Annotated in this window: 11 protein-coding genes and 3 pseudogenes; 13 read left to right on the top strand and 1 reads right to left on the bottom strand. The window is 49.0% G+C overall.

Annotated elements, in window-relative coordinates; genetic code table 11:
* Positions 1-287: 287 nt before the first annotated feature.
* The 6 genes and pseudogenes from H6G17_RS30715 (at position 288) to H6G17_RS30690 (ending at position 4448) form a co-directional block, all read left to right on the top strand.
* Positions 288-1178 carry an NAD(P)H-binding protein gene (locus tag H6G17_RS30715; protein ID WP_192162297.1) on the top strand — a complete coding sequence of 297 codons (891 nt, stop codon included), beginning with the start codon at positions 288-290 and terminating at the stop codon, positions 1176-1178.
* A 225-nt stretch (positions 1179-1403) separates the two neighbouring features.
* Positions 1404-2333, top strand: a complete 930-nt coding sequence (locus H6G17_RS30710) for an NADP-dependent oxidoreductase (RefSeq protein WP_192162293.1) — start codon at positions 1404-1406, stop codon at positions 2331-2333.
* A 50-nt stretch (positions 2334-2383) separates the two neighbouring features.
* Positions 2384-2722, top strand: coding sequence for an EthD domain-containing protein (locus H6G17_RS30705; protein ID WP_192162292.1), 339 nt, complete (start codon positions 2384-2386; stop codon positions 2720-2722).
* Positions 2723-2786: 64 nt separating this feature from the next.
* Positions 2787-2876 (top strand): annotated as a pseudogene (locus tag H6G17_RS34410) (oxidoreductase); the annotation flags it as partial.
* A 6-nt stretch (positions 2877-2882) separates the two neighbouring features.
* Positions 2883-3653, top strand: a complete 771-nt coding sequence (locus H6G17_RS30695) for a hypothetical protein (RefSeq protein ID WP_192162291.1) — start codon at positions 2883-2885, stop codon at positions 3651-3653.
* 39 nt (positions 3654-3692) lie between these two features.
* The gene (locus tag H6G17_RS30690; RefSeq protein WP_192162290.1) at positions 3693-4448 is read left to right on the top strand and encodes an SDR family oxidoreductase; all 756 of its coding nucleotides are present in this window, start codon (positions 3693-3695) and stop codon (positions 4446-4448) included.
* A 337-nt stretch (positions 4449-4785) separates the two neighbouring features.
* On the opposite strand, the pseudogene H6G17_RS30685 reads toward H6G17_RS30690, so the two are convergent.
* Positions 4786-4905, bottom strand: a pseudogene (locus H6G17_RS30685) (IS6 family transposase); the annotation flags it as partial.
* Between the two features lie 130 nt (positions 4906-5035).
* Here H6G17_RS30685 and H6G17_RS30680 point away from each other — a divergent pair.
* The 7 genes and pseudogenes from H6G17_RS30680 to H6G17_RS35020 form a co-directional block, all read left to right on the top strand.
* Entirely contained in the window at positions 5036-5968 is a 933-nt protein-coding gene (locus tag H6G17_RS30680; protein WP_199317145.1) for an AraC family transcriptional regulator, read from the top strand.
* 212 nt (positions 5969-6180) lie between these two features.
* Positions 6181-6924 carry an SDR family oxidoreductase gene (locus H6G17_RS30675; protein ID WP_192162289.1) on the top strand — a complete coding sequence of 248 codons (744 nt, stop codon included), beginning with the start codon at positions 6181-6183 and terminating at the stop codon, positions 6922-6924.
* 117 nt (positions 6925-7041) lie between these two features.
* Complete coding sequence (locus H6G17_RS30670; protein WP_192162288.1) at positions 7042-7926, top strand: NmrA family NAD(P)-binding protein; 885 nt, start codon at positions 7042-7044, stop codon at positions 7924-7926.
* Positions 7923-9176 carry an MFS transporter gene (locus H6G17_RS30665; protein WP_192162287.1) on the top strand — a complete coding sequence of 418 codons (1254 nt, stop codon included), beginning with the start codon at positions 7923-7925 and terminating at the stop codon, positions 9174-9176. Before H6G17_RS30670 ends, H6G17_RS30665 begins: the two co-directional genes overlap by 4 nt.
* Before the next feature lie 29 nt (positions 9177-9205).
* Positions 9206-10201 carry an aldo/keto reductase gene (locus H6G17_RS30660; protein WP_192162286.1) on the top strand — a complete coding sequence of 332 codons (996 nt, stop codon included), beginning with the start codon at positions 9206-9208 and terminating at the stop codon, positions 10199-10201.
* A gap of 117 nt (positions 10202-10318) precedes the next feature.
* Positions 10319-11311, top strand: coding sequence for an NADP-dependent oxidoreductase (locus H6G17_RS30655; protein ID WP_199317144.1), 993 nt, complete (start codon positions 10319-10321; stop codon positions 11309-11311).
* 39 nt (positions 11312-11350) lie between these two features.
* A pseudogene (locus H6G17_RS35020) lies at positions 11351-11616 on the top strand (ABC transporter); the annotation flags it as partial.
* Positions 11617-11864 lie beyond the last annotated feature (248 nt).

Here is an 11864-nt window from a genome sequence, read left to right as displayed (position 1 = left end):
GTTCATTGGATGGAGAAGATCGTGAAATGTTGACCGATTCTCTTTTCACAGAGAAGTATCAAAAATTATATGAAGATTTGTCTCAGGATTCAACATTTCTGGGTTGAACAAGGAGCGGCAGTTATCGTGAAGCTAGCAATGATGGAACAGCCGCCTACTGGTAAATTCCTCGACGATGATGGCGAGGTGCCCTGGTAAATAGATGTCCAAGTAATCCAACAAGCAGGCGAAGTTCTGCTCGGATGTATCGAGAAAATAAAACCTTCGCAAACAAAAACGAAACATTTATGAAAGTTGTAGTAACAGGATCGCTCGGGAACATTAGTAAGCCACTAATAGAAGAGTTAGTGCAAAAAGGTCATTTGGTTACGGTTATTAGCGGCAAAGCCGAAAGACAAAAAGACATTGAAGCACTGGGCGCGATCGCCGCTATCGGCTCATTGGAAGACGTGGATTTCCTTGTGTCCACCTTTACAGGTGCTGATGCCGCGTATGTGATGGTGCCGCCAAACAACTACTTCGACCTTAACCTTGACCTGTTGGCATATTATCGCAGACTGGGCAATAACTATGCACAAGCCATCGAGCAGTCGGGCGTAAAACGGGTGGTTAATCTCAGTAGCATTGGTGCTCATTTAGACAAAGGCGTGGGTCTTTTACTTGGTGCCCACAATGTAGAGCAGATTCTGAACGAATTATCATCAGATGTAGCTATTACTCATCTGCGTCCCGTTGCTTTCTACTACAATTTATACGGTTATGTAGAAACGATAAAAAACCAGGGTGTTATTGCGGTAAATTACGGTGCAGATGACAAGTATGCCTGGGTTTCCCCCATCGATATTGCTGCTGCCATTGCTGAAGAACTCGAAACACCGCTGGCTGGTCGAAAAGTGCGGTATGTAGCCAGTGATGAACTTACGGGCAACGAAACTGCGACGATTTTAGGTGCAGCGATTGGCAAGCCCGATTTGCAATGGATTATTATTCCCAGCGAACAAATGCTTATTGGTTTAGAAGCGGCTGGGATGAACCCACAAATTGCTGCTGGTTTAGTTGAAATGTATGCTGGGGTTGATAGCGGCATACTTTTAGAGGATTATTACCGCAATAAACCAACCGTCATGGGAAAAGTAAAGATGACAGATTTTGCCAAGGAATTTGCGGCTGCTTTTTAAAAAAATTGATCATCTCTGGACGATTTCTCGTCAAGATCGATGCCGATGGTCGAACGAAGCGTTCGCGATCGTTGCCTCCAGTAGTTTTGATACACCTGTATTATGCTGGCAAACGCTTTTTATCCATGATCGGTATGCCAAACACAATATTCCGCGATCGCACAAATAACCCGACAAGGGTTGACCGCTGCTTTTCATCCCAATTCAATCAAACATAAGAGAAACATGAAAGCGATCGCAATCAACGAATACGGCAATGAAGAAGTTTTGAATTATATCGATGTCGATCGTCCAGTGCCGAAAGCAGACGAAGTTTTGGTGAAAGTTCACGCCGCAGCAGTCAATCCGATTGACTGGAAAACCCGCGACGGTGCGGGCGAAAGATTAGGGCTGAAACTTCCGATCACTCTAGGCATCGACATCGCCGGAACCGTCGAGGAGGTGGGGGATGGCGTTGAAATTTTCAAGAAGGGCGATGCGGTTTATGGGATGACCGTGTCTGGTTTATCCGGTGGCTACGCCGAATATGCCCTCGCGGGTGTGGACACCATCGCGCCCAAACCGGAAAGCATTGATTTTGAAGCGGCGGCAGCAATTCCAATTGCCGCGTTGACGGCGTGGCAAGCGATGTTCGATGTGGCGCATCTGAGCAGCGGGCAGAAAATCTTGATAACTGGAGCGTCTGGCGGAGTCGGCTCGATGGCAGTTCAGCTTGCCAAAGCCAAAGGCGCGTTCGCGATCGGCACAGCTTCGGGCAAAAACGAACAGTTCGTCCGCGATTTAGGCGCAGATGAATTCGTGGATTACACGCGGCAACCGTTTGAGGAAGTCGTAAAAAACGTGGATGTCGTTTTCGATACAGTTGGCGACGACACATTGGAGCGAGCCTTCCAAACGCTGAAAAAGGGCGGCTTCTTGATTTCGACGGTAGAGCCTCAAGCCGAAGAAAAAGCCAAGGAGTTCGGTGTCCAAGGCGCGTGGCTCTTCTGTCAGCCGAGCGCGCAGCAATTAGCCGAAATCAACCGTCTGATTGACGAAGGCAAATTGAAAACACACGTCGAAACGGTTCTGCCGATCGCGGAAGTAAAAAAAGCACATCAACTTTCCCAAAGCGGGCGCACGCGCGGCAAAATTGTTTTGCAAATCGCAACATAGTTTTTGAACAGCATTTCCAGAATCCACAATAATCAAAAAGGATACACCTCATGATAAAGACGATCGTCACAATCAAGCGTCGAGAAGGCATGAGCCATGAAGAGTTTGTTCATTACCAGCGCGAAATTCACAGACCGCTCCTCATGTCGATTCCCGAGTCACGTCGCTATATCCGGCGGTTTGTCGTGTCGTACCCGATCCCTGCGCCGAAATACTCTGGTCCGGACTACGACTCGGTCGTCGAGGCGTGGTTCGACAGCATGGAGGATATGAACGCGCTTTACTTCTCGGAAAACTTCCTCAGCAAAATTGACCCCGATCACGTGAACTTCATGGATCTGTCCTCCTACGGGCGCATTGTCGCTGAAGAGGAAGTCGTCATAGGATAGCATTCAGATACGAAGCAAGGGCTACGATCGTATGGTGATGACCATTGATTTAAGCAAAAATACGATCGCCAGAGCAGTCTTGTATGCAGTGTCGCAGCCGGATGATATTGAGGTTAACGAAGTGATTGTCCGTCCGATCCGCCAAATAATGTAAGCAAACATGGAACTTTCAAAAAAAGCTCGTAGTACAATGATTCAGAAGAGTCTCGAAACACGAGAGAGGTTTCCGATCTCGTACTTCGATTCACGAAAGTATATTCAGCACAATATTGGGCTGGGGGATGGGCTTGGACCGATCCTTCAGCTTATGGACGATCTGCCAGCCGATCGTACCAAGGTAACTGTTTGCCGTGCGATCGAAGATGGTGATTACAGCGTACTTCATGCCGATTATCTTCTTGGTGATTGGGGTTCAATGGTCGGCTTTGAAATTCATCGTTGGGAAGACGATCGAATTGTAGAACACTGGGATAATCTTTGTTCTACTCCCACCGAAAAGAATGCGAGCGCCCGCTCAATGACCGACGGCACAACTGAAGTCGTCGATTTGGAGCGCACTGAAAGTAACAAATCTCTGGTCTATGAATTTACCCAAAAGATTCTGATTGACAGCGAACTTTCATCACTCTCCAAGTATTTTGCGGGTGGGACATTCATTCAACATAGCCCGAATTATGGTGATGGTGTGCAGTCCTTCGAGGCGATAGTGAAAGCTTGGCAAGCTAATGGCGAAACGGCTTACCATCGTATCCATCTGCTGTTGGGCGAAGGCAATATGGTGCTGGTTGTAAGTGAGGGCATTTCCAAGAACGAACTTGCTGCTTTCTACGATCTATATCGTCTTGATAACGATAAAATCGCTGAGCACTGGGAGGTTTTTGAAACAATACCCCCTCGCAATACATGGAAAAACTCCAATGGCAAATTCTAGATCATATAAATAGCTTCAACCGAAATGGGAAGGAGAGGCATGATAACACTTGAGAATAAAGTTGCCTTGGTTACGGGCGGAACATCGGGAATTGGTAAAGCAACTGCCATAGCACTGGGGATTGCAGGCGCAAAGGTGGTTTTTTCGGGCAGACGTGAGGAGGAAGGCGAAAACACCGCCAACTCGATGCGTCAGTCTGGGACTGAATGCTTATTTGTGCGATCGGATGTATCGAGTGAGTCAGATGTTAAGGCGCTGATTCAGAAAACGGTTGAAAGCTACGGTAGAATAGATTGTGCGTTTAACAACGCTGGCATTGAATCGTCCACAAAGCCCCTACACGAACAGTCCATCGAAGATTTCGACAAACTGATGGCGATTAACGTGCGGGGTCTGTTCTTATGTATGAAATCTGAAATTCAACAGATGCTAACTCAAGGAACTGGAGTCATCATCAACAATTCTTCGATGGGTGGATTAATTGCATTTCCTGGAATAAGTCCTTATCATGCTAGCAAACATGCCGTGATGGGACTAACGCGTTCTGCTGCACTCGACTATGCCAACCAAGGCATTCGGATTAATGCGATCAATCCTGGTTTGATTGCCACAGAGATGATGGATCGCATTGCCACTAAAGGGACTAGCTCAGAGCAGTTTGCGTCGATCGTCCCAATGGGTCGAATGGGTAAACCTGAAGAAATTGCCTCAACCGTTGTGTTCTTGTGTTCTGATGCTGCCAGCTATATTACAGGTCAGCCAATCGTGATTGATGGCGGATATACAGCAGCCTGAAGAGCAGATGTTTCGCTTCACAAAAGTAAGATTCCCGAAGTCAAAAATCTTAGAAACTTTGTAGAACCCATTCGACATCTTTTGAGCGAGTTCTTACAGATTACTGGTGCGACAGATCGGGATAATGCGATCGTGCTGGAAATTCTGCATCATGCTCTTCGTGCCTCGATCGCGCTGCTAGTGCTGCTGAAATAAAAAGATGATGCGCTTTGAGAAGATAACGATGCCGACGATCCTCACAAAATACAAGCAAAACCAAAGAAAGGAGAGCCACCACGATTCTAATAACAGGCGCTAACGGACAGTTAGGTACAAAGCGAGTTCTGGAGCAGAAGAAAAGCACCCAACGGTACACCGTCGAACGATCCACCGTGAGTCCCTTCTCCAGCATCATCTCCTCCAAATTGCGGTAGCTGAGTGGATACCGCAGATACCACCGGACACACAACAGGATGATGTCTGATTGACAGTGATGTCATTAAAATGGGTACATGGGATTCATAGATCGGGTGTCGGTGGCTGAGGGCAGTAATGTAAAATCAATAATCCTACCAAACCTTCACCAGTTTTTGCAACACAACCTCCGAATGAGTGACGCGATTAAAACCTACGATTCGATTTCAGAACTTTATGCTTCCTTTGGCGGCAAGCTAGAGCAAGACGTTGATTTTACGATTCATCGGAATGAGGAGCTTTCTCCAAACTATCCAGTCAAGTCGCCACTGTTTCGGACAAGCTACTACACAGTTCTAATCTTGCGCCAAGGGCGAGGTCGCTACCTCATTGACGACCAATCCTATGTAACTCGAGACAACACCATTTTTTTTTCAAATCCGGGTCATGTGAAGGGATTTGAGGTATACGAAACATTACAGGGATATATCATCACCTTCTCAGAATCATTCCTGAAGCAATATGTTCATGAGAATATTTTTGATGAATTTCCATTTCTAATCGCTGAAGTTGCGCCACCGAGCTATCCCGAGCGCGAAATTTTCCAAATCTTTGATGACTTAGGCGGTCTATTGTTGCATGAATATCAGTCGGATTCTGCTTATAAGTATAAAGTGATTGGATGTTTAACGGTGGTGTTGCTACTCAAAATTAAAGAGCGGTTTTGGAAGGCGTACGATCCACTGACTGAAGCTTTAACCAGCTCTGATATCACACTGACGTTCAAACGCAATCTTGAAGCGCACTTTCGCGATCTACTCGCTAGCAAGTGCGATCGCTTATTTCAAGTGCAGGACTATGCCCAGGCACAGTATTTACATCCCAATTATTTCAGCACCGTAATCAAATACAAAACCGGTAAATCAGTCAATAGTTGGATTGCCGAGAAGACGATCGCGGAGGCAAAAGCACTGCTGGCGCGATCGTCGGAATCAGTCCAGGAAATTGCCTTTCGCTTGGGATTTAAGAACGCAAGCCACTTCTCCCGTTTCTTCAAAAAACATATTGGACTATCGCCTTTGAGCTTTCGGCAAAGCTTGTCGAGCGTTTCCAATCCTGACCCTTGACTTTTCTCAAACTTAGAAATGAGCAAGCCTGTCGAGAAAATATCCATGTGCTTTGTCGATTAAGTTTGGCTTAATTGAAATCAAGGGGATACAAATACGCGAACGGCGAACTCGCATAGAACACAGTGATTCTCAACCAGCAGCCCTGTGCCCAAATGCCGAACACCGATCGGGTGTTGGAACGCTGATCGCGCTATATTTGGAGACAACTCATGAATCTTTCTGACAATACGGTACTAGTCACAGGTGGTGGCAGTGGTATAGGTCTGGCGATCGCAAAACATTTTCTTGATGCGGGTAGCGAAGTCGTCATCTGCGGTCGTCGTACAGACAAGCTGGCTGAGGTGCAGGCGGCACATCCTGGATTGAAGACCCGCGTGGCTGATGTCGCAAACGCCACAAGTCGCGAGGAACTGATTGCCTGGACGATCGCCGAATACCCAGATTTTAACGTACTGGTTAATAATGCTGGAATTCAGCGACGGGAGCGCTTTGCAATCGATCCTGCCGACTGGTCGAGCCGTCAGCAGGAAATCGCCATCAATCTAGAAGCACCAGTTCATGTCGCGGCGCTAGTGCTGAGTCAATTTCGCGCACAACCAAAAGCGGCGATCGTTAACGTCTCTTCGGGTTTAGCTTTCGTGCCAGCCCTGTTTGCACCCGTCTATGCTGCCACTAAGGCTGCTATTCATTCATTTACTGTATCTTTGCGGGCTGAACTAGACACTACCTCGATCCAAGTCATCGAGATCGCACCGCCTGCAGTGAATACCGATTTGGGTGGAGTTGGAATTCATACCGATGGCGTTCCCGTGGACGTGTTTGTCGATTCGGTCATGGCGCGAGTTGCCGCAGGTGAATTGGAAGTGGGCTATGGCTTCTCCGAGACAGCACGCCATGCTTCACGCGAACAGCTAGACAATCTCTTTGCTGAGAGCGCGGCGGCAGTGAAATAAGGTATGGTGGCTCAACAGAACTTCATCACCAAATTTCTTGGAGTGGCTGCATGAGCCAAGAGATCGCTGAGAGACTTTTGTAGCTCCAATTTTTGTAACAAAGACAATGAGGTGACAATGAAAGTATTAACGATTGGCGCAACTGGCAAGTATGCCAGTCTAGTTGTGCCTGAGCTGAAACAGCGTGGTGTCACCATTCGCGCGTTGGTGCGGGACAAAGGCAAAGTAGATGCAGCGCGGCAGCAGGGCGTGGATGAGGTAGCGATCGCAGACCTCCGTGACCCAGAAAGTCTTCGTACTGCTGCTGCTGGAGTGGACGGTGTGTTTCACATTAACCCCGCCCTTGCACCGGATGAAGCAGAGATGGGCGTAGCAATGGTTGAGGCTGCTAAAGTGGCGGGTGTCCGTAAGTTCGTCTTCTCCGGTGTCATCCACCCGTCGCTCTCCAAGCTCACTAACCATGCAGCTAAGCGTCCGGTCGAGGAAGCACTGTATGAGTCGGGCATGGAATTTACTGTGTTGCAGCCCACTAGGTTCATGCAACAGAATCTTGAGCGGGACTGGAGTGTTGTGCTTGAGCAGGGTCATTTTTCCCTGCCCTACTCCAAACATTTGAAGGCAGCCTACGTAGACTACCGCGATGTGGCGGAAGTAGCAGCGCTGGCACTGACCGGAGACAAGTTGGGCTATGGCACGTTTGAACTCTGTGCTCCTGGTATGGTCAGTCGTGTAGAAATAGCAGCCATGATTGGCGAGGCAGTCGGGCAGACCATTGCAGCGGGTGAACTGCCATTCGACGAGTGGGTGCAGGCTGCACACATTCCTGAAGGAACCCTTCGCGAGGGATTTAGACAGCTGTACGCCTACTACGACCAATATGATTTTCCTGGCGGCAACGCCCTGATACTGCGAGCCATTCTTGGGCGGGAACCCCGCACGATGCAGCAGTACATCCAAGAACTGGCAAACCGTAAAGCTACCACGTTAGGGAGTCAGAAATGAATATGACACGATCGCCTCAGCTACCTCGTCGGTTGCCTCCATTTATTCTCTTTGCTGCATTTCTGAGTACGTTTTATATTGGACTCATTGGCCCGATCTTGCCCGCTTTAGTCGAGCAATATGGTGGAAATGCCTTCATCATCGGGTTGATGTTTTCGAGCTATTCTTTTGCACAATTCCTCAGCGCGCCTAGCCTGGGAGCAATCAGCGATCGCTACGGGCGACGAGTGGTCATGCTAGTGAGCTTATGTAGCGCCATCCTCGGCTTTTCGATGTTTGCGATCGGTGGAGCATTGTGGGTGCTGTTTGTGGGCTGGATGATTGCAGGCGTGTCTGACTGTTGGATTGGCACCGCTTTTGCCTATGTAGCAGATACAACCAAATCTAACGTTCGCACTCGCTACTTTGCTTTTCTCACTGCTGCAATTGCTTCAGGGTTTATTATTGGACCAGCCACAAGTGGTTTTTTCTCACGGAGTAGCCCAGCTACACCGCTCTATGTGTTGATCGCGGTGCTCGTTTTTGCTGCGATCTGGGGCTATTTCTCAATGCCGGAAAGTTTGCTGCCTGCACAAAGAGCAACAGAACTTCCGCTCAGTCACCTGAATCCACTAACTCAAGCGCGTGACATCTTGCAGTTTCCGCAACTCCGACTGCTGCTTCTGAGTTATCTGCTGTTCTGGACGATTGTGATTGTGCCTTCATCTAACTTGCCAAGCTTGCTTTCCGATCGCCTCAATTGGACACCAGAGCAAATTTCTCCTTTATTGGTCACTTTCGGGATCATTGTGGTCTTAATGCAGCTTGTTGCCTTACCGCTGCTACTCCGACGGTTTCAAGAGGTTCGTTTGGCAATCGCGGGTGGATTGATCGCAGGATTGGGATTTTTTCTGATTGGTTTATTCCCATTTACAGGCGCTTTGCAACTGGTTTACGGAGGAATAGTGGTCTATGCACTGGGACAACCGCTCGTGCAGACCTGTCTCACCGGAGCAATGTCAAAAAGCATGAGCGCGGATCTTCAAGGGCGGGTTCAAGGCAGCATTGCTGCGGTGATGGCGCTCGCGCAAGTGATTGGACCGCTGTGGGCTGGTTGGCTATATCAAGCTGTGAGTCAATCTGCACCTTATTGGTCGGCTACAGTTCAAGTGCTGATCTCGGTCGCGATCACGATCGTCGCAATTCCAAAGCTCAAGCGTTTGAATCAGAAAAATCGTGCAATGGAGGATGAACTGAATCAACCTCATTAGATGCCCTCATTAATTAAAGGAGCAAGATCGTGAAATACCGCAAACTTGGAAAAACCGACGCGCAAGTCTCAGCATTGGGCTTAGGCTGCCTGGGAATGTCCGATTTCTACGGCGATCGCCAAAGCAATGAGGCTGAAAGTATCGCGACCATTCGAGCCGCAATCGATCTGGGTATTAACTTGCTTGATACGGGTGACTTCTACGGCATGGGTCACAATGAGTTGCTGATTCGAGAAGCCATCAAAGGGATTCCCCGTGACAACGTATTTATTTCAGTGAAGTTCGGATCGCTGCGCGATCGCAAAGGTAATTTTATCGGTTACGATAGTCGTCCGGTTGCCGTGCAGAACTTCTTGGCTTATAGCCTCCAGCGTATGGGGGTGGATTACATCGATCTGTACTATCCCTCCAGAGTCGATCCGAATGTGCCGATCGAGGACACGGTGGGTGCGATCGCCGACCTAATTCAAGACGGTAAAGTGCGCTATGCCGGACTCTCAGAAGCGGGTGCCGAAACCCTGCGTCGAGCCGATCGGGTTCATCCCATTGCGATGCTGCAAACGGAATACAGTCTATGGACGCGAGAGCCTGAAACTGAAGTGTTGCCCGTGTGTCGAGAATTGGGAACGAGTTTAGTTGCTTACTCACCGCTGGGACGCGGATTTTTAACCGGAGCCTTTCAATCTCCCGATAACTTTCCACCTGACGATTGGCGGCGGCACAATCCCCGCTTTCAAGGCGAGAATTTTTATCGCAACCTGGAACTGGTCAAAAAAATCAAGCAAATCGCTGCCCAGAAGCAGTGTACGCCTGCCCAACTTGCACTCGCTTGGTTGTTAGCAAAAGGCGAGGACATCATCCCGATTCCCGGAACGAAACGCCAAACACGGCTGCATGAAAATGTGGGTGCAGTAGACATTGTGTTAACTGGTGAGGAACTGCAACAAATTGAAGCAATTGTACCGATCGGCGCTGCTGCCGGAACTCGCTATCCTGAAGCATTGATGCCCTTCGTTAACCGTTAGTTGGGTCGCGACGCGCAGCTTGACTGAAGCGCCGATATCTACTTGGATGCTCACCGTCGTCAAATGAAACAATTTTTGCCTTTCAGCGAACCGAAGCAATTATAGGAGAACCTATTCATGCAAAACACTCCCCAACAAATGAAAGCAATGGCTGTGGACGAGTGGGGCGGCTCTGACAAGCTGACTTTGCACACCTTACCTGTGCCTGCTGTAGACGCGGGCGAAGTTTTGATTCGCATCGAGATCGCCGGAGTTGGCATCTGGGACGCGATGGAGCGTGAAGGCGAGCTGGTGTATAACGAAGTCCACTTCCCGCGCGTGCTAGGCGGCGAATGTGCGGGTATCATCGCCGCCGTCGGCGACCGCGTCGAGCGTTTTGCCGTCGGCGACCGCGTTTACGCACAAAGCTTTATGAACGACAAGGGCGGTTCCTACGCGCAATACGTCGTCGTATCCGAAAAGACGGTCGCGCCGATGCCTGATGGTCTTGATATGCTGATGGCGGGCGGACTGCCCATCGCTGGTGCGACGGCGCTACGCAATTTGGAGGCGCTGGGGACGAGCGACGAGACCAAATTGATGCTGTGGGGTGCGAGCGGCGGTGTCGGTCACGTCGCGCTTCAACTGGCTAAGCGCATGGGCGCGCACGTTTTCGCCATTGCATCAGGTGCAGACGGCGTAGAGTTGGTCAAGCAGTTGGGCGCTGATGAAGCGGTGGACGGACGCAGCGATGATGTTGTGCAACGCGCCCGCGCCTTTACACCCGACGGCTTCGATACTGCGCTAGTGCTAGTGGGCGGCGACGAAGTTCAATCCACGCTGAGTTTGGTGCGTCAGGGCGGAATCATCGCCTTTCCTAACGGCGTGATGCCCGAACCCAAAGCGCTCGACGGTGTGGAACTCAAGAAGGCAAATGGCTTCGCCGATCCGATGTTGTTCGACCGACTCAACCAATTAGTGAGCGTTGGTGAGTTTCAAGTTCGCATCGCGCAGACGTTTCCGCTCGAAGAAGCCGCGCAAGCGCACTCAGCGATGAAACAGCATTATCTAGGCAAAATCGTGTTGCGCGTGAGCAGCGAATCAGAGCCTATCGAAAGAATGTCGCCATAAATCGCCAACCTCTGCCCAACAAGACGCTGCACCCGCCGCACAATTGTCGGCAAACGCGGACAAGTGTGTGGCGGACAAAGATAAAGAATTGCGTTAGCGAAGCGTGAGCGTAGTTATCGCCTGTGCGATTCTCAAAGACCCACCAATACTGATTTTAGATGAAGCAACGTCTGCTGTAGACAACAAACCGAAGCCACAATTCAAAAATTTCTGACAAATATTACCCAAAATCGCACCACATTGCGAGCGCTCATCGCCTTTTCACAATTCGCCACAACGGTTGGATTTACGTGATGGATAGAGGAGATAAGACTATTGCGGTTGCGATCGTGTTTTCTGATTCAGTACTGCCTAGAAAATTACCTTTGATGTAGTGATGTCGATCCTTAAACAAACTGAAGAAATTATTAAAGCATTTCTACCTCAGCCTGTAGTAGAAAGAATTCAACGTCTAAGTAAGTAGACAGGAAAATTTACAAGTATGTAACAAAAAATTAATTAGACTGATTCGAGTGAAATTTAACACGCCTGGTACTATAGTTTCCTCTTTCTC

The organism is Chroococcidiopsis sp. [FACHB-1243] (assembly GCF_014696895.1).
Taxonomy (GTDB): Bacteria; Cyanobacteriota; Cyanobacteriia; order Cyanobacteriales; family Chroococcidiopsidaceae; genus Chroococcidiopsis.
This window is presented reverse-complemented; position numbering and strand designations above follow the sequence as displayed.